Origin of the sequence: Bacillus massiliigorillae (assembly GCF_000380245.2) — a bacterium.
Taxonomy (GTDB): Bacteria; Bacillota; Bacilli; order Bacillales; family DSM-1321; genus Bacillus_AD; species Bacillus_AD massiliigorillae.
This window is the reverse complement of the sequence record NZ_HG428741.1, coordinates 715,236-734,789: the sequence shown is the minus strand read 5'-3', so window position 1 is coordinate 734,789 and position 19,554 is coordinate 715,236. Positions and strand designations below refer to the sequence as shown.

The 19,554-nt window shown below is 34.0% G+C and carries 21 protein-coding genes; 3 read left to right on the top strand and 18 right to left on the bottom strand.

The genetic code is table 11. The features are described 5' to 3' along the window. Positions 1-30 precede the first annotated feature (30 nt). The 5 genes from TX86_RS03410 to TX86_RS03390 form a co-directional block, all read right to left on the bottom strand. On the bottom strand, positions 31-906 hold the full coding sequence (locus tag TX86_RS03410; protein WP_042346267.1) for a superoxide dismutase: 876 nt from the start codon (positions 904-906) through the stop codon (positions 31-33). A 135-nt stretch (positions 907-1,041) separates the two neighbouring features. After that, positions 1,042-1,530, bottom strand: coding sequence for a YpuI family protein (locus TX86_RS03405; RefSeq protein WP_042346264.1), 489 nt, complete (start codon positions 1,528-1,530; stop codon positions 1,042-1,044). A 42-nt stretch (positions 1,531-1,572) separates the two neighbouring features. Then, positions 1,573-1,959 (bottom strand): hypothetical protein, encoded by a 387-nt coding sequence (locus TX86_RS03400; RefSeq protein WP_154663040.1) that lies wholly within the window; start codon positions 1,957-1,959, stop codon positions 1,573-1,575. Between the two features lie 179 nt (positions 1,960-2,138). Then, positions 2,139-2,708, bottom strand: coding sequence for an SMC-Scp complex subunit ScpB (scpB, locus tag TX86_RS03395; protein WP_042350129.1), 570 nt, complete (start codon positions 2,706-2,708; stop codon positions 2,139-2,141). After that, complete coding sequence (locus TX86_RS03390; protein ID WP_042346257.1) at positions 2,701-3,459, bottom strand: segregation/condensation protein A; 759 nt, start codon at positions 3,457-3,459, stop codon at positions 2,701-2,703. The genes scpB and TX86_RS03390 overlap by 8 nt, the downstream gene beginning before the upstream one ends. A 186-nt stretch (positions 3,460-3,645) precedes the next feature. Between TX86_RS03390 and TX86_RS26060 the strand changes: the two genes are divergently transcribed. Further along, the gene (locus TX86_RS26060) at positions 3,646-3,744 is read left to right on the top strand and encodes a YjcZ family sporulation protein (protein WP_081707547.1); all 99 of its coding nucleotides are present in this window, start codon (positions 3,646-3,648) and stop codon (positions 3,742-3,744) included. 119 nt (positions 3,745-3,863) lie between these two features. Continuing rightward, positions 3,864-4,394, top strand: coding sequence for a DUF309 domain-containing protein (locus tag TX86_RS03385; RefSeq protein WP_052343522.1), 531 nt, complete (start codon positions 3,864-3,866; stop codon positions 4,392-4,394). Positions 4,395-4,462: 68 nt separating this feature from the next. Here TX86_RS03385 and TX86_RS03380 read toward each other — a convergent pair whose 3' ends face one another. Then, positions 4,463-4,816: a GNAT family N-acetyltransferase gene (locus tag TX86_RS03380; RefSeq protein ID WP_042346254.1), complete on the bottom strand. Its 354-nt coding sequence runs from the start codon at positions 4,814-4,816 to the stop codon at positions 4,463-4,465. A 596-nt stretch (positions 4,817-5,412) separates the two neighbouring features. Here TX86_RS03380 and TX86_RS03375 point away from each other — a divergent pair. Next, on the top strand, positions 5,413-6,288 hold the full coding sequence (locus tag TX86_RS03375) for a DUF1002 domain-containing protein (protein WP_042346251.1): 876 nt from the start codon (positions 5,413-5,415) through the stop codon (positions 6,286-6,288). Positions 6,289-6,479: 191 nt separating this feature from the next. On the opposite strand, the gene lysA is transcribed toward TX86_RS03375, so the two are convergent. The 12 genes from lysA to spoIIAA all read right to left on the bottom strand — a co-directional run bounded on the left by lysA (position 6,480) and on the right by spoIIAA (position 19,440). Then, entirely contained in the window at positions 6,480-7,799 is a 1,320-nt protein-coding gene (gene lysA / locus TX86_RS03370) for a diaminopimelate decarboxylase (RefSeq protein WP_042346248.1), read from the bottom strand. Positions 7,800-7,961: 162 nt separating this feature from the next. After that, positions 7,962-9,440 carry a spore germination protein gene (locus tag TX86_RS03365; protein WP_042346246.1) on the bottom strand — a complete coding sequence of 493 codons (1,479 nt, stop codon included), beginning with the start codon at positions 9,438-9,440 and terminating at the stop codon, positions 7,962-7,964. Further along, positions 9,430-10,002, bottom strand: coding sequence for a stage V sporulation protein SpoVABEA (spoVAEA, locus tag TX86_RS03360; RefSeq protein WP_042346243.1), 573 nt, complete (start codon positions 10,000-10,002; stop codon positions 9,430-9,432). The genes TX86_RS03365 and spoVAEA overlap by 11 nt, the downstream gene beginning before the upstream one ends. Before the next feature lie 20 nt (positions 10,003-10,022). Next, positions 10,023-10,445, bottom strand: coding sequence for a stage V sporulation protein AB (locus tag TX86_RS03355; protein ID WP_042346241.1), 423 nt, complete (start codon positions 10,443-10,445; stop codon positions 10,023-10,025). Then, positions 10,426-11,055, bottom strand: coding sequence for a stage V sporulation protein AA (locus TX86_RS03350; RefSeq protein WP_042346238.1), 630 nt, complete (start codon positions 11,053-11,055; stop codon positions 10,426-10,428). Before TX86_RS03350 ends, TX86_RS03355 begins: the two co-directional genes overlap by 20 nt. A 142-nt stretch (positions 11,056-11,197) precedes the next feature. After that, positions 11,198-12,526, bottom strand: coding sequence for a DUF4179 domain-containing protein (locus tag TX86_RS03345; RefSeq protein ID WP_042346235.1), 1,329 nt, complete (start codon positions 12,524-12,526; stop codon positions 11,198-11,200). Continuing rightward, positions 12,519-13,097 (bottom strand): sigma-70 family RNA polymerase sigma factor, encoded by a 579-nt coding sequence (locus tag TX86_RS03340; RefSeq protein WP_336469844.1) that lies wholly within the window; start codon positions 13,095-13,097, stop codon positions 12,519-12,521. The genes TX86_RS03345 and TX86_RS03340 overlap by 8 nt, the downstream gene beginning before the upstream one ends. Before the next feature lie 117 nt (positions 13,098-13,214). Then, entirely contained in the window at positions 13,215-15,962 is a 2,748-nt protein-coding gene (locus tag TX86_RS03335; RefSeq protein WP_042346233.1) for a GTP-binding protein, read from the bottom strand. A gap of 457 nt (positions 15,963-16,419) precedes the next feature. Beyond that, the gene (locus TX86_RS03330; RefSeq protein WP_042346231.1) at positions 16,420-17,712 is read right to left on the bottom strand and encodes an NCS2 family permease; all 1,293 of its coding nucleotides are present in this window, start codon (positions 17,710-17,712) and stop codon (positions 16,420-16,422) included. 164 nt (positions 17,713-17,876) lie between these two features. Beyond that, positions 17,877-18,635: an RNA polymerase sporulation sigma factor SigF gene (gene sigF, locus TX86_RS03325; RefSeq protein ID WP_042346229.1), complete on the bottom strand. Its 759-nt coding sequence runs from the start codon at positions 18,633-18,635 to the stop codon at positions 17,877-17,879. A 13-nt stretch (positions 18,636-18,648) separates the two neighbouring features. Then, complete coding sequence (spoIIAB, locus tag TX86_RS03320) at positions 18,649-19,089, bottom strand: anti-sigma F factor (protein WP_042346227.1); 441 nt, start codon at positions 19,087-19,089, stop codon at positions 18,649-18,651. Further along, complete coding sequence (gene spoIIAA, locus TX86_RS03315; RefSeq protein ID WP_042350125.1) at positions 19,090-19,440, bottom strand: anti-sigma F factor antagonist; 351 nt, start codon at positions 19,438-19,440, stop codon at positions 19,090-19,092. Positions 19,441-19,554: the final 114 nt, after the last annotated feature.

Below are 19,554 nucleotides of genomic sequence, written 5' to 3'. Positions count from 1 at the left end.
ATATTTCATATTTCTATATAAAGCCTCCTGTTAATAAGGCTTCCACTGTAACTTTTGAGCTTTTTGAAATCGTTCTTCGACAGCCGGCCAATTAACAATATTCCACCAATTATCAACGTATTCTCCGCGATTATTTTTATATTGTAAATAATACGCATGTTCCCACACGTCCAACACAAGAAGTGGTATGGTATCCCATTGTGTTAATAATTGATGACGTTCACTTTGCAAAATCTCAAGTCGTCTTGAGCGTGGAGACCACACAAGGATTGCCCACCCCACTCCTTCCACCTGCTTCGCTGCTTCTGAAAATTGTTTTTTAAATGCATCATAGCTTCCAAAATCTTTCCTAATTTGCTGAAGCAATGCTCCTTTTGGCTCGCCTCCACCTTTCGGACTCATAACATCCCAAAAAATCGTATGTAAATAATGTCCTGAACCATGAAAAGCAGCTTCTCTCTCCCAATGCTTCAATAAGGCGAAATCATTTGTTTCACGCGCCTTTTTCATCATATTTTCCGCTTTATTCAGCCCATCCACATACGCTTGATGATGTTTATCATGATGTAACTTCATAATTTCAGTAGAAATATAAGGCTCTAAAGCATCATAATTATAAGGCAGTGGTGGTAATTTATGCTGACCTATCGGGACATGTAATTGGCGGTATTCTTCATCGTCTACGGCATATTCAGTTAAGAGAATATTCGTGTCATTCACATATGATTGTAGTGTAATAATTTCACTTTCCGTTATTTCTCCTTCTTCTATCGAAGAAATATACGTTTCAATTCCTCCAATGTTCTGCGTTAATTCCTCAGCTTCAATATTTCTGTTCAATGTAAAATTCTTCACTTCTATAAGCCAACTCTTCACTTGTTCAATATACGCCTTAAAATCATTCATGACATCTACCTCCCACTTAACTTTTATGTTTTAAAAGCTTATATCATGAGTCATTTATTTAAATCAGAGGGGTTTTTGAAAACAAAAAAAACGAAAAAATTGAACACCCTTCAATCTCTTCGTTTTTTTATAAAATTATTTAGATTGGAGCATCTTTGTGCGGTAATCTGTTTCGTAATACTCTAAGTCTTCTCGTATGCTTTGGAAGTCACTTTCCAACTTCTTAATTAAATTCGAAAAAGATTCTGGTACTTCATAATGAAATTTGATGGAGTTTCTACCGGTATATGCGGATCGGCTATCTTCATACCAAGCGTCATTTTTTGGAGAAAAGAATTCTTCTATACATTGATGATAAATTTTATATAATGTTTTTTCGGCTGCTCCTTTATGAAACACTTCGTTTTTCAAAACGATTTTACAGGCTTCGTAGCCTTCATCACAAAAAACTTCTAATCTTCTTACATTTGATAATAAACTTTTATAGTATGATTCATTTCCAATTTTTTCATGTTGAAGGTCATTATAATTATTTTCATTCAGATAGTCGCCTAATAATGTCACTGTATCACCTAAGAAATTCTTCGCTTCTTCCAGTTGTGTCATTAAAATACTATTCCCCAAATCAAACATCCTCCTAATTTTTAAAGAAACCTTGAAGATTCTTCAAACTGTATACGTTTGCTGTTCCTCTAACCCTTGAAAAATAGATTTAACTTGATCCACATCAATATTTTCGAAAATTTCAGAAAAAACCTTTTGTGAACTAATATATACTCTTTTACGATCTTTGTATGTCGTATCTTGTAATAAACAAATTAAAGCTGCAACATCTTTAATGTATACTTCCCGCTCTCCAACCTTACAAATAGGATTTAGTCCCTCTTGTTCTGCTAATAGCTCTTCAAAATATTTCACATATAAAACATGAAGTGTTTTTTCTCTGCCATCCTCAATATAAGTAACCAGAGAGCTATTAAAGTTATCTTGTGGAGAAGTTGGTTTTTCTTTTACTAATTCGTAACCTATACATTCTTTAATGATCAACATCATCCCTCCAAAAAAATGAAGTTATTCAGCAACTTTATGGCACTATCATGATGTTTCTAATCTTAAATATGTAAAAAGAACGAATATTGATAAGTGGAAAAACATCCCACATATACTTCCTCTTATAGTAACACAATTTAGAAAGTACTAACATATCAATTATTCGTTCTTCATAAGTAAAATTAATTAGGTAAACCGAAGAATAAATCCGCTTCACCTTGTTCTAATGCATCTTCATTTGGTTCCTCTAGAGGTGGCAATTCTTCAATCGTTTTTAAACCGAAGCAATCTAAAAATTCTTTTGTAGTTCCATAAAGCCTTGCCCTACCAGTTCCCTCTGCTCTTCCAACTTCCTTTATAAGCGCTTTAGCCATTAGAGTCTGCAAGGCACGATCCGTTTTCACTCCACGAATGTCCTCAATTTCTGTCCTTGTAATAGGCTGTTTATAAGCAATAATTGCTAATGTTTCTAAGGATGCTTGCGACAAGCCTCCATTACCAGGTGATTCAACAAGCCTTTTCAAGTAAATAGAATGCTCTTTCTTTGTTACAAGTTGAAAAACTCCACCAACTTCTATAATAGTAAGTCCACGATCAGCATTTGAATATTGTTCTTTTAAATTTTCAAGTATATTTGTTGCTTCAAGTTCTGTCGTTTCTATGACATTAGTAATTTGTTGTATTGAAATTCCCTCGTCTCCAGCTGCAAACAATAAAGCCTCTAGAATTCCTTGCGTTTGATTTTTACTCACCAACGATGACACCTTCCTTGTTTGCAATGAATAACTCCGCAAAATTATTTTCTTGTTCAGCGTATATTTCATTTCGCTTAAGTAATTCCAGTATGGCTAAAAAAGTAATAACTATATGTCCACGATCATGGTATGGGAATAGTGACCCAAAACTTACTCGTCCTGTTCTTGAACCTATTTCCTTCATTACTTCGCTCATACGTTTCTCTATTGAAATTTCTTGCTTCGTTACTTTTGTGTGTAACGGTTTTTGAAGTTTTTTACGTCTCAATAATTTATGATAAGCACCAAGCATATCGTACAATGAAATATTTAATTCGATGTGTTGCATACCTACATCCTTCATTAAATATGTTAAATCAGCTGGTGGCTTCGAAAACATCAAGCTACGTTCTTGTTCTAAATTTTTAAGTTCTTCCGCTACTTGTTTATACTTTTTATATTCTAATAGTTTTTCAACAAGCTCATCACGCGGATCTTCTTCATATGCAAATTCCTCGTCATCTACTAAATCATCTTCATACTTAGGTAGAAGCATTTTACTTTTAATCGCTAATAATGTAGCGGCCATTACTAAATACTCACTAGCTACATCTAATTCTAATTCTTTCATAGTATGAATATATAAGAGATATTGCTCCGTAATTTCTGCAACTGGGATATCATAAATATCAATTTCTAATGTATGAATTAAATGTAGAAGTAAATCAAGAGGACCTTCAAATGCATCTATTTTCACGTTATAAATCATTTAATAACCACCGTCAACTTTAAATACAATAATATTATTAGTATAGATGATAAATGCACATTATCCAAGTAGGGAACGAATGGGGAAGAAACGTAATATTTAGTAATTATTAGGCGTAAGCCCATACATCTCTGTAAATAGTGTCATATGCTGAGATTGAAGTTAACCTTTTAAGGAGGGATTTATATGGGAGATAGTTGTTGCGGAGGCGTTGGTATTAGTGGTTTCGCTTTAATTGTTACATTGTTTATCTTATTAGTTATTGTTGGTGCAGCTTGGTGCTAACAGTCTTGTACCCGGCAATCTAATGACCGGGTTTTTTTACATAGATTAAAATGTAAACTTTATCATTCGCTACACAATATTAATTTTGCTAAAATCTTTTATAAGAGAGAGGTGATACTATGATTTATCCTGAAGCATACATAAATTACCTTGTCCATTATCACGGAAGTCGAGACTACTTCGAGTGCCATGAAATATTAGAAGACTATTGGAAAGAAGTTGATCCAGGCAATAAAAATTCACATTGGGTTGGTTTTATATTAATTGCAGTCTCCGCATATCATCATCGTAGAAATAATTTTATCGGAGCAGAAAAAACATTAGTAAAAGCCATTAATATTATGAAAAACACGCCCGAAAATGTTCTTTCAACATTAGGAATCAATGTTCATGCTTTCTTTATTATGTTAGACGATAATCTTGAAAAAATCAGATGCCAACAATCATATCTTCCTTCAAATTTACCAATCATCCACGATGACTTATTGGCTCTTTGTCAAAAAGTATGTAAGCAAGGCGGATATATCTGGTGTCAACTGAATTTTAAAGCAAGCGATTACCTCATTAATCGCCACAAATTAAGAGACAGAAGTGAAATCATAAAAGAGAGAGTGCATCAAAAGCTATTAAGACAACAAAAAAACAGCTAACTTTCAATATACTAGCCAATCATGATTGGCTAGTATATTGAGTATTGCTGCTGGCTATTTTTATAATCTTAAACTTCAGTACCGCACTTTCCAACGTAGGAAGCCGTCACATCATTTGCTTTAAATTCCTTATTACAGTATATTTCTTTCATTTGCTGAAGCATTTTTCTTCCTATACCTTGATTGCGAAAGGAAGGATTTACTGTTAAATGTTGTATGAGCACAGTTTCTTCAGATTCGATGACAACCCCTATTAAACCAATCATGTCATCTTCTTCTTTCCATAAATATAATTGCCAATTCTCTAGCGTTTCGTACTGTTTAATAGTAGCTTGAAGCTTCTTGATATCTTTTTCATCAGGCATAAAAGATAAAAGACCCATTGCGATTTTCTCTAAAATCTTCTTATAACGTATTAACATAGTATTTACCTCTTTATTAATCAAGAACGTTTTTTGACTACCGAGATTCTACTTTTCTTATGTAATTCTCTATTATTTTACAAAATAAATAGACTTCTATCAACATCATACGACAGTAAATCTATTACAAAAAAATAGTTTCACAGTAGTTTTTTATTAATTATTTCCAGTGCTTTCGTTGTTTGTATCCGCCTTTAAGCGATAAATCGCCAATAAACAAAACCCCATCCCAATGCTAAAATGATTAGCATTATTAATAAAATAATATTGCTTTTCCTCAAAATATCCATCCCTTTCAAAAATACACTTTTCCCACTATAGAGGGGCATGAAAATTCTTCTTCTCTAGCAAAGTTTCACATAATCACAATTATCATATCAAACTTTTTTATTTTTTTGCGAAAAATTAGAACTATGAAAAAGTATAATAAGGTTTAGATAATAATACAACTCAAGTCATATTGATTTATTGTATTTATTTCATTATGCTTGTGTAGTGCTTGTGTAAAATGGGTAAAAGTACTAAACTTAAAAGTCGATAAAAATGAATCTTTTCTTGATTCTTGATCGTCTATATGTATTAAGGGAGGTTTCACAATGAAACGAATAAGTAAGAAAATCATACTAGCTGTTATGATGAGCTGTATGCTAATGTTACCAATACAAGCTTTTGCTGATGCTCAAGTTGGAGATTCAATCGTCACATTAGGAAAGAATCTAACAGTAGCTCAAAAAGAGCAATTATTAAAAGAAATGAATGTTCCTGAAGGCACAAATGTAATTGAAGTAACGAATGAAGAAGAACATCAGTATTTAGGTCAATATGTTTCTAAGGCTCTAATAGGAACGAGAGCTCTTTCTTCTTCAAAAATTACAATCGGTAAAAAAGGATCAGGGATTATCGTAAAATCGCATAATATTGACTGGGTAAGTGATGAAATGTTCATCAACGCTTTAGCAACAGCTGGCGTTAAAGATGCGGAAGTTTATGTTACAGCTCCTATGGCAGTATCAGGAACAGCAGCACTTACTGGTGTTATAAAAGCTTATGAAATAACTGCAGATAAAAAAATACCCGAAGAAGTTAAACAAGCAGCAAACGAAGAAATGGTAACAACCGCTAAGCTAGGAGATCAAATTGGTACAGATGAAGCATCTGCATTAATGACGCAAATTAAAGATGAGATTTCAAAAAATCCGCCACAAAACACAGAAGATGTTCAATCGATTGTAGATCAAGCTTCTAAAGATTTAAATATTGAATTAACTGAAGCACAAAAACAAAGCTTAACTAACCTATTTGATAAATTAAAAGATTTAAATATTAATTGGAATGCAGTTGGAGATCAATTAACTAATGCAAAAGATAAATTAACGGAATTCCTAAGCTCTGAAGAAGGTCAAGGCTTCTTAGATAAAGTAAAAGAATTCTTTGTAGGTATTATTGATTGGTTTAAATCACTATTTCAATAATCACTAAAAAAGAGCTATGTGGCAGAAATAAGACGAGCTGTTTAAGAACCCGCACTTGGTTTTCAAAACAGGTTGGCTTATTTCCGAACATAGCAGGTGTAAGTTTAGACATTACACAAAATTTTTATACATTCTTATCATTACAAAAAAACATCACCTTAAGGATGTGTCCTTAAGGTGATGTTTTTTCTTTATTTTATCGCTGTTTCTCCTAAAGGTAAATCTAGCTTAATTAAATCTTGTAACGTCTCACGTTTAATAACTAAATAATCTTTTCCATTCTCTACGAAAACAACTGCTGGTCTTGGAATACGGTTATAATTATTTGCCATTGCGTATCCGTATGCGCCTGTACAGAAAACTGCTAAAATATCATTAGCATTAGCTCTAGGAAGCGGTAAATCCCAAATTAACATATCTCCGCTCTCACAGCATTTCCCTGCAATTGAAACCGTTTCTTCTACTTCATCATTCATACGATTAGCAAGCACTGCATCATATTTAGCACTGTATAACGCTGGACGAATATTATCACTCATTCCACCATCTATCGCTAAATACTTTCGCACATCTGGAATTTCTTTATAATTTCCTGTACGATATAAAGTTGTACCTGCATCTCCAACTAATGAGCGACCTGGCTCAATCCAAATTTCAGGAACAATTAACCCTAATGTATTCGCTTGTTTCTGTACTTCTTTCACGATTTCTTCAACATATTGAGCTGGCGGTAGAGGATGATCTTCTTCCGTATAGCGAATACCGAACCCACCACCAAGATTTAGAACTTTTGCTTCAAATTGATATTCATCGTACCATTCTTTTAACTTTTGCATTAATTTGTCAGCCGCTAATAAGAAACCGGCTGTTTCAAAAATTTGTGAACCGATATGACAATGTAAACCTAATAATTCAATGCTATCACTATTCATAGCGAATAACATCGCTTTCTCAGCTTGACCATTTTGTAAGTGAAATCCAAATTTTGAATCTTCTTGGCCCGTTACAATATAATCATGTGTATGAGCTTCCACCCCAGGTGTTACGCGCAGTAGTACAGGGATTTTTTTATTTCTTTTCTGACATAATTCTTCAAGCTTAAATAGTTCACAATCATTATCAACAACAATACAACCAATGTTTTCATCAATTGCCATAATAAGCTCTTCTTCACTTTTATTATTACCGTGAAAATGAATTTTCTCTTTTGGAAAACCTGCTGCTAAAGCTGTATATAATTCGCCAGCAGATACAACATCCAACGATAATCCTTCTTCTTCCGCTAATTGAATCATCGCAATTGATGAGAATGCTTTACTTGCATATGCTACTTGTGCAGAAACACCTAATTTTTCAAATGTTTCTTTAAATCCTCTAGCTCTTTCTCTAATAAGTGCTGTGTCGTAAACATAAAGAGGTGTACCATATTTCTCTACAAGCTCAACCGTGTCTTTTCCTCCAATTTCCAGATGACCTTCATTATTTACTTTGCTAGTACCATAAAAGTACATTGCCCTCATCCCTTCTCATCAAAACTCTGATTCTAGATTTACCATATATTCTTCAATAATTATAAAATAGACAGCAACTATTTAATTACTGTCTACTTACGTACATAATATAGAATAAAATTAAATTAACATAATAATCTTGCAACTTCAAGGGCTTAGTAATTAATTTTCTGGCTGTTTGAAACGATTTCGAGGATGTACTATACTTGGTCGGACTTTTGAACCTGGCACTGATCTACGAATTAGAATTTGACTAAATGCCATCGGGTTAAAAGGAATAAACGGCCATAAATAAGGCGTTCTAATTGACTTAATATGTGCTAAATATAATATATAAATTGTGACTCCGATGACAAATCCAGGAACTTTAAATATAGCGACACATAGAATCAAAAATATGCGTGCCAATTTATTTGCAACACTTAACTCTAAGCTTGGTGTAGCAAAAGTACCTAACGTAGCTACTGCTACATACAAAATAACTTCAGCGACAAACATACCTACATCTACGGCTATTTGTCCCATAAGAATAGCTGCCACCAAGCTCATTGCGGTTGCTAATGGTGTTGGTGTATGAATCGCCGCTAACCTTAATAGCTCTACTCCTATATCCGCTATAAATATTTGAATCAACACAGGTATATTCGTATCTTCATTGGGCCCAACAAACGCTAGTCTTTCCGGAAGCAAGGAAGGCTCTTGCACAAACAGATACCATAACGGTAATAAAAATAATGAAGCAAAAATTCCTATGAATCGAATCCATCGGACAAAAGTACCTACCGTTGGTGATTGCCTATATTCCTCGGCATGCTGTACATGAAGAAAGTATGTAGTCGGTGTAATTATGACGCTCGGTGATGTATCAACATAAATTAATACATGACCTTCTAATAAATGAGTAGCACCAACATCCGCTCTTTCTGTATATCTTACTAATGGATATGGATTATAGCCTTGCCTTACCATAAATTCTTCCACTGTTTTATCTGCCATCGTTAATCCATCGATTTTTATATCTTGGATTTTTTTTCGCACTGTTTCTACTAAATCAGGATTTGCAACATCTTTTATGTAACCAATTACTACATCCGTCTTTGAACGCTCCCCTACCTTCATAATTTCAAAGCGTAATCGCTCATCATGAATACGTCTACGTGTTAGCGCTGTATTAATGATAATATTCTCTACGAATCCGTCACGCGAACCTCTGACAACCTTTTCTGTATCAGGTTCTGAAGGTTGACGGCCTGGATAACTTCGAACGTCAACAACGAGACCATACTCCTCACCTTCAATAAGAAATACAATTAACCCTGTTAAGACTTGATCAACTAACTCATCTAATGTATGGATATTTGCCACAGATTGATGAACTAAACGATTTTTTATTATATCAAAGATATGTCTATTCAATCGTTCATTATCATTTAATTCTACTAATTCCTCTAATAATTGAATAATAAATGCAGTATCACACAAACCATTTACATAATACAGATTTACTTCTTTCTTTAAGATTGTAAACTTCCGAATTCCTAAATCAAAACTTTGGCCAAGACCCACTTTATCTTCCATAAATTTTTCAGTATCGGTTAATCTTTTAGAAATTGGCTTTTTCTCTTCGCTTTTAGTTGTCATAATATCCACTCCTTTCTAATATTAATTGCACCGCAAGCTTAGTAATTGGTGCACCTTTACTGTAATGATCCTTCATTGCCATTTTCCCAACATCTCCAATACCTACAACCAGGGGTACATCAAGCGAATCAATACTGTACACTGTATCTCCTGTAATTCGTCCCACATCCATTTCACGAAGCCCAAATTTATCTACACCAAACTCCGTTAATTCACCAAATCGATCAATACAAACATCGACTTTTGTCCATTCTCTTTGCCTCGTCTTTGATGCCACTGCAATAATACCTAATACTTCTATATCACGATGCTTACATATGTATCTCATCGCTTTTTCGCCTATACCTTCACCAACATAACCACTATCATCAACCATCACTAAGACAGGGTCATGTGGAGCTTTTTTAATTAACTGAACTATTTTCGAACCACTCAGCACCGTTGGATTTCCATGTGACAAAGAAATACATCTTCCTCCAATTTCCTTCGCAACCAATTCAACAGTTCGCTTTGCATATTCATCGCCATCCGTTATTAATATGACTTTACGCTTTTCGCTCATGAATGGTTATCCTTTCTTTACTATAGATCAATGAAATATATCCATTGGAATAACGAACCACATATTTTTCCAAATACCATCGCCATTAATAAATAAACAATTTTCTCATGAAAACCAATGCGCTTGGCTAAAATAGGTAAAACATTTATCACTTCCGTTAATGCAGCAGCAAGCATACCATTAAATATTCCACTTAACGCCCCCACTATACTCATAAAAAATACAGGTATATGAAGCGTAACAGGATTTAGACTTATCCAGCCTCCCACAACCACTCCTGCAATAACACTCACTTCATAGTAATGAATTTTTGATTGTGTTTTCGTTAATTGAGTAATTCTCGGAATAACACCTAAAACCGTCAAAAAAGCTACAAAACCAGCTCCTACTGCAAATCCACTAGCAAGACCAACAAAAATAACACTAATGATTAGAATGATCATTAAGATGTGTCGTACTTTCCTTGTTTTCCTTTATCATGACGTAGCGATCTAAATCTTGTTGATAGTTAAACATTTCAACTTCTAGCGGACTTGGCTCTTCATTAAATCTTTTCTTAAAGAAATGATTAAAGAACAACACCATCCCAACCCCTAAACCAATACTATAAGGAATTTGCAATATGAGCGGCTTCGCTTCATGCTTTCCAGTCATTAATGCATAAAGCTTCTGATGAACAATCGGCATGCTCACATCTTCATGAAAATTCATAATCGTGAGCGCTGCACCTACAAACAGTAAGAGCCAAACAAAAACAAACAGGCCTGAATCCAATTTTCTCGTCTTCTGTTTAACTTCAATAATGGTTTGATTCGGTCCTACAGCTTGTATTTCCACCTGGCCATACACTTCAAGAACTTTCTCTAACACTTGTATAAAATCAATAATAATGATATTGCGATCTGACTTCTTTATTTCATAAATTTGAAGATTACGGATATGCTCTGTAATCTCTTGTGGACCAATCAGTTTCGCAATATCTCTCACATATATGTGACTTCTCCCTGCTACTAATACACGGTTTCGCATTCTTACATACACTAACTCATCCATATACTCACCTGACTTCATCATGCTTATAGTGCTAGTATGGATTGAAGAGGAAAAACAATACAAAAAAACCTTCAACTCCAAAAATTACTAAATAAAAAAACGATGCTGATTTACTCATCAAACATCGTTTTTTCTATTTCTCTTATGGAAGTGTTACAGTAAATGGATCATACATAATCGGTTTAGAATATTTATATGTTGCAATAAATAACTCTTCATTACCTTTAATTTGAAATACTTCTTTATATTGATTACCCTTGACTCTCTGGACACCTTTTGAGCTTTCTAATTGTTTTCCATCTTTATTCTCAATCCAAATACCGTTATGAGTTAATGTATCATCAAATTGAAAATCACTATTCACTGAAAAATATACACTTAGATTTTCTTTATTCTTCTCAAGCTTCGTCACGCTTATTGCGCCTATTTCTCCCTGTTCTATAGTAAATGGAATTGTTTGATTTACAATCGGCATTACAATCTTTGGAAGTTCCACTCCATTATTCGAAGGAATAGTGTAAGGAATAATCGTTACCTTTTTTGTATATTTCGGTAAAGGTTCAAATGAATGTTTATCTATAATACGTTCTTTACCATCTATAGGCTCGTCACCCATCCCTACACCACCTAAACTCTTAATCAGCTCTCCTCTATCATTTAGAAGTTGATAATAAATATAAAAATCCATATGCTTATTTAAAAACGCTGAATCCTGTAGCCTTTCAAATGTTAACTCCGTACCTCCTAGCCCATACGAAAGCGACTGTAACGTCACCTCCGCACCTGCAATTTGATGCGCTTTCCTATCCTTTGGCTTCACAAGCGCTAAGTCATCAGACTGCTTTATTGAAAAAGAAAAATCCCATCCATCCGTTTGCTCTGTATACTTACTAAAAATTAGTTTCAAATTTAATGCTTCAGGGAATTTCTCCATAACCGGTTTAACCTCAATTAATCCGATATATTGATTTGGATTAACGTAGTAGCCTCGTTCAGATTGACTAAATCTTAAATCTCCCATTTCCTTTCCATTAATCATTAAGTCAAATTTAAAATTTTCAGATGGCAGGATAGATTTCCTTGTATAGCCAATTACTAAACGAGTTCCATCATAATACGCATCATGCACTGTAAAAGTTGTGCCATGTTTTTTAACCGTTTTGTCTATCTTCATAGCCATATCATGTTCTGCTATCATTTTTAGCCCTTTATCATCAGCATTAAAATAATGTCCAATTAATGGAATATGTGATACTACCTTTGCCATCGTTGGCGATACATAAGCGGAGCCAATAGCTAAACTACAAGCTACCAAAGCAGCACCTAAACCTCTTTTCAAATAATTTTTTTTCTGTTTTATTTGCTTGCTATCATTTTTCATAATCGTATCAGCAATAATTTGATCGAGCTTTTCAATGGGTACATACATTTGATCAATTTCTTTTTTAAATTGCGTGAACTCTTTATTCATTGATACAGCCCTCCTCGATTTTCATTCGCAATAACTGAAGTCCTCGATGGATATTTGTCTTTACTGTTCCTTCAGGGCATTCAACGATTTCAGCAATTTGTTTAATTGAATAATCTTTATAATAACGGAGTATTAGAACCGTCTTATATTTAACATCCAACTCTTCTATTGCTTTAATCAAGTCACTATTCTCTTCGGGCATATTGTATTGTAGATTTTGATCTTCTATAATCACACTGTCTAATGGAATTACTCGCTTTTGCTTTTTCAAAAAATCATAAGCTGTATTTATGAGAATTCTCGTAATCCATGTCGAAAAGTACCGGTCTTCTTTCAAATTCTTTAGAGAAATATAAGCTTTATATAATGTTTCTTGAAAAATCTCTAGAGCATCTTCTTCATTTTTTACATACAGACGAGCTATTTTATACAAGCGTACCTTTTCTTCATCTATCAATTGTTGAAAAGCTTGATTGTGTCCTTTTTTCGCTCGATGAACTAGTTTGAGTTTATTCAGTATGTCCTCCCCCTCTCTATCTATTAGAGAATGAACTCCTATAAAACGTTTCAATATTTTTAAAATTTAACATAAAAAACTATTCTAGTATTCCGTTAGCATTTCTAAAAAAACAAAAAAACGTATCTCAAGACTACATTAATAGCCTCAAGATACGTTTTTAGATCATTCTTATAAATTAACTACTGGACGATCTATTCCCACATTCGTCATCCACTCATATTGACAAAGTCTAATTTTAAATAAAGTCATGGCATCATCGAAAATCTCAGGATTTTCTTTCATAACGCGTAATGCCTCTTCTTTTAGTTCTATATCTGCATGTGATTCTTTAACTGCTTGTTCTAATTCATCGAATGGCTGATTAAAGAATAATTCTAAATCACGTTCAATTGCTTTTTCAAAAATATCGAACTGAAGAATAAACTTCGAAACTACAGCTGTTGTTGTTTCAGCATAATCTTCATTTTCGACAAATTTCTTATATTGATTATAAAGCATCGATTTATTTTGAGTAAGAGCTCCAAATAATTTACCAGCACTTTTCAATAGAAATTGAGATGGTGTATGTCGAAGTAAAATATTCTCTTGTTCAATTACTACGTTACTTGTCATACGACGAATATCACGTTGCCAGTCATCTAAAATCTTAGAATCTCCTAGAAGGACAATTCTTACATCACCATATATATCATTATAAGACTGTGACATTTCATCTAAATAGTTCTTACTTTCTAGTAATTCTTCCGTTGATAAATGAATCCATTCATGTAAAGAATCTACCATTTCAGGCATTAACAAATTCTCTACATAGTCTTGAATACGATTATTCATTTCTTCATTTAACTCTAAATGAATTTTACGGAAATCACTTTCCTCACTCAATAGCTCTGCACATTCTTGGAGAATTTCAGGAATGCGTTTCTCCATATTTTCTTTTACATCGTCTTTAATATTACTATACGCGCGACGAATATTGGCAGTCTTATCTTTTTTATACTCTTCCAATTCATTAATGGAATCATTCAATCTCGTTACCATTTCTTCATTCCATTGAATTGCATCCGTATATGATTTTTCTTTTTCAATTCGCTTATTATACAACAGAGAGATTGTGCGACGAATCACTTGCAATAATTGATTTGTACGCTTTTTCTCTTGATTAGATTCATTTTTAAAGCTTAAGAATAATTCTAGAATCGCTTCTTCCTGTCCAGGAATTTCATATTTAGAAGAAAATGCAATTACATTTGCAGTCGGTTCATACTTAACAATTCGATCATAAGCATCCTCAACTGTTTTCTTCGCTTCCTGCTTATTGTAAATAGTATCTAATTTCGTTACCACGAAAGTTACTGGTAAATGAGGTGCTTGTTCCTTCATACGTAACAATAAATCACGTTCTTGCTCAGTGAAAGGATCGTCCGCATCTAAAACAAAGAGTAACTGATCAGCAAGTGGCAACATTTCCATTACCTGTCCATCATCTCTTCTACCTCTAAATCCTGGCGTATCTATTAAAGTAATTTGATAGTCCTCTAATATCGCTGACGGAAGAGCGTAATCAAAAATAATATCTGAATTTACATCATTATCACTGTTAATTACTTCACTAACTTCTAGTTCAGAATGAATATCTATACTAGAAACCATCGTTACATGTGACTCATTCGCATTCTTTATTCTCATAGCATTCTTAGTTGGCTTATCAGATAAAGAATGTCCTAAAATAGCGTTAATAAAAGCTGTTTTACCTGTACCATTAACCCCAACTACGACTACATTTTGTTTCTGCAAATCTAAAATTTCTTGGACAAACCATCGCATTTTTGTGCCGATATCCATTTTGTGCTCACTTGTCCATTGCTTAATTGAATCAAACAATTGCAAGGAGTCTGCCAACAAGTTCTTCTGATCTGTACAACGCCAGATTTTATTTTCCACCGAACGAACTGTCTCTTCTTTAATAACACCTGGATAAAAATCATTCCATGCAATTAATGCAGAATAAGCAGCTAGAGCTTGTGCTGGCTGAACAATATTCGTCCAGTTAACTAGCAAGCTAGGCATCAGACTTGTAATAGTTGGCAATTTGTAGTGTCCATCTACCATACGTACAAATGCTTCTTGAAATAATCTTGAAATAATATGCCAAGAGCTAGATTCCTGCACATCTATTTTCTTTAATAAACCATTAACCATATTCATCCAAGACAAGAAGTCCTGATCCTGTTCATAGTTCTTCCATAAAGAAGCTACGATTTTTTCAAAACGGATACCATCATTTTTGTAAATAACTTCAAGTACATTTGTGAAATAATTCGGTTCAATTACTTGTGTATGACCATTATCAATATATTCTTTCAAAATATCAAACCAATACTCTAATTCAGTTCGGATTGATTCATTAACAGCCAACTCAACAGCATTGGCCCAATCATTACTCTGTTCAAAGAAAACACGAGCAATTTCAGTAATTGTTTGATAATCAGGATTGATTTCAACAGCTTGTTTAATGGATGCTACCGCTAAATCTTGCTTACCTTGAGCAATATATACTTCAAATAGTTTAAGCGCTATTTCTGTTTGCAACACTAAACTATCTGTTTGAATGGATTTGTAAAAATCGATTGACGTCGGTAACAATCCTAATTCGAAATAGGCATCACCAACATTTTTCTTTGCCCACGGTTCCAATTCATTTGATATATTCTCCCATTTAAAAATCGCAGCTTCATAATCTTGAAATCCGAAATATACTTCACCTTGTGCGAAACGGATATGAGATAAATCAGCTAACTCCTTTTTATTTTCTGCAACAAACATTTCTCCAAGTGCTTCGACTGGATTAGATTGCTTATATTCAGCTAGCAATTGTTCATTATATGACTTTTCACTTAAGCGTTTTTCTATTGTCATGTTAATCACCTCAATATACTTTTGTAAGGTTTTTCACTTATACAAATCTCCCTGTATGCATACTTCGATGAAAATTCTGTTCATATCAAAGGATTTTATGTAATTCACTTTATAGCTTCTATACCCTATCTAAGTATTCTAACAAACTTTCTATTACATTTCGTTTCATTTTGCTTTCAATTGAGAAACATTCTAGTCATAAATGTAATAAGAATGTATTTTATTTCCATTCAAAAAATATTAATTTAAAATAGAATAAATAGACTCTTCATCATTAGGCTAACATACTCCCCCAAAAAAGCTATAGTAAATATAATTTATTAAGAAGAAAAATAATTATAAACAGAAAACTATCACAGGTCCTTTTGGATTTAGAATTTAGTTCTTGTTTTACTCCCAATCAAAAAAGCTATTCCGACACTTTAGTTCGGAACAGCTTCAATTTAGCAAATCATAATTAATGCGAAGGGAAGAAAATCATTTGAACTAAGAAAATCACACCAAAAATGTAAATAATTGGATGTACTTTCTTGCCATTACCGCTTACAAGCTTTAATAATGGGTACGTAATAAAACCAAACGCAATCCCTGTAGAAATACTTGATGTTAAAGGCATTGATAAAATAATCACAAATGCTGGGAACGCATCATCAAATGAAGGCCAATTAATCTTTGATAAACCTTCCATCATGAAACAACCAACGATAATTAAAATCGGTGCTGTGATGGCAGGTAATGATGAGATTGCCGAAACAACAGGCGAGAAGAACATTGTAATCAAGAAGAGACCTGCTACAATTACTGCCGTTAAACCTGTACGACCTCCCGCTGCAACCCCTGTACTTGATTCAACATAAGCTGTTGATGGGCTTGTACCAAATGCAGCACCAACTGTCGTTGCAATTGAATCTCCTAAGAAAGCTTTCTTCGCTCTTGGGAATTTCCCATCCTTTAATAATCCAGCTTGCTCAGAAACAGCTAACATCGTTCCAGTTGTATCAAAGATTGTTACTAATAAGAAAGAAAAGATTACTGCATATAGACCATTTGAAAATACACCAGCTAAATCTAAATCAAAAAATACGGGTGCCGGTGGTAAAGAAGTAAATCCATCGAACTTCAGCATGCCGCAGAAATAACCGATGATAGCTGTAATTAACATTCCAAAGAATAATGCACCTTGTACTCGTCTTACCATTAATACTAAGGTGATTGCTAATCCAACAATTGATAATACTGTAACAGGCGCTGTTAAGTCACCTAGTGCAACATATGTTGATTCATTTGCCACGATAATGCCAGATTGTTTAAAGCCAAGAAAAGCAATAAATAATCCAATACCAGAAGTGATTCCGTATTTAATAGTTGGTGGAATTGCTTCGATAATCATTTGACGTAAGTTACTAACACTTAGAAGAATAAATAACACACCTGCACAGAAAACTGCGCCTAATACTGTTTGATATGTCAATCCTTGAGTTGCTACGATACCTGCAAAATAAGCATTTAATCCCATCCCTGGTGCTACTGCGATTGGATATTTAGCAAACAAGCCCATAATCAATGTACCTGTCACAGCGGCAATGATTGTTGCCATAAATACTTGATCAAACGGAACACCAGCACCTGAAAGGATAGCTGGGTTAACAAATACTATATAGACCATCGTTAAGAAAGTCGTAACACCAGCAAGTACCTCTGTTTTTACCGTTGATCCATGCTGTTTAATTCCAAAATAGTTGTTTAACAATGTATAAAACCTCCGATGTAATAATGCATACGTGCAACGTCTAAAAAATACGAACATTTAACACGAACCTTTAATATATTATTCGTTTTACAACCAAATTTCAAGAGGAAATCTAAAGTTTTTATTACCAATACATTCTAATTACAAAAAAACACCCGTATGAATTAATCATTCATACGGATTTTGATTTGTTGCAGTATTTTCTTTTCTAATCGAGAGACTTGCACTTGAGAGATGCCAAGTCGTTCCGCAACTTCTGATTGTGTTTGATCCTTAAAATATCGCAAATACACAATGAGTCTTTCACGATCTTCTAGTTCATCAATCGCATCTTTTAAAGCGATTTTATCAAACCACTTCGACTCGCTATTATCAGAAATTTGGTCTAAAAGCGTAATAGGATCACCATCATTTTCATAAACTGTTTCATGAATAGAAGCTGGCTGCTTACTAGCCTCTTGTGCAAATACTACTTCTTCTGGTGTAATTTCAAGATACTCAGCAATTTCATTTACCGTTGGAACTCGTCCATATACTTTTGATAACTCTTCTTTTGCACGACGAATTTTATTGCCTTGTTCTTTAATGGAACGGCTCACCTTCACCGTACCATCGTCTCGCAAGAAACGTTGTATCTCACCAATAATCATCGGTACTGCATACGTGGAAAATCTCACATCAAAAGATAAATCGAATTTATCCACTGACTTCAGCAATCCTATACATCCAATTTGAAACAAATCATCTGGTTCATATCCTCGATTTAAAAACCGTTGTACTACCGACCATACTAGGCGCAAATTGCCTTTTACAATTGTTTCTCTTGCATCTTGATCTCCATCTTGGCTGCGTCGTATCAAAGCTTTCACTTCAGCATCTTTTAAATGCACACTATTCTTGTTATTCTTGACCTCCACATCCATACGCATGTCTCCCTTAATTGCACAGTGCTTTGCTATTAGCTACATGTTTTTTCAAACGAATAATCGTACCTTCACCTTTATGAGATACTATACTTAGCTCATCCATAAAGTTTTCCATAATTGTAAAGCCCATACCCGAACGTTCTAGCTCAGGTTTCGTTGTAAACAATGGCTGTTTAGCCTCTTCAATATCCTCGATACCTACACCTTCATCTTTAATAACCAAATCTACAACAAAATCTTCAATACTTGCTTCAATCGTTACAATTCCATTTGCATCATTTTCATAGCCATGAATAATCGCATTAGTAACCGCTTCTGAAACAACTGTTTTGATCTCTGTAAGCTCATCCATCGTTGGATCAAGTTGCGCTACGAACGCAGCAACAGTGACCCTCGCAAATGACTCATTTTGACTTTGTGCAGAAAATTGTAATAGCATTGAATTTCTCATTCAAGCAACCCCCAGTCTTTGTAAAGCATTGTTTTCTGATGCTTCTTGTTGAATTATTTTAAACAATCCAGACATTTCAAACAAGCGCTTTACTGCTGGCGAAATTGCACATACAACCATCTCACCATTTTGTTGTTTAATTTGCTTATATCGACCTAGTATCACACCTAGACCTGAACTATCCATAAATGACAGCTTCTCTAAATTTAAGAGAATATGCTTAATTTGATGCTTCTCAATAGCGATTATTGCTCTTTCTTTTAATTCTTCTGCAGTATGATGATCCAACTCACCACTCAGTCTTATACAAAGTACGTCTCCCTTTGTTTCCATGTTTATCGATAGACTCAACATGTACAGCTCCCTTCTGAAATTCTGTATGAAGTCAATTCTAGAAGTACAGGAAGGAATCCTTCAACGTGACAAAACTAGTGGTTATTCGTATATTTGTCTCAAATTTCGAGA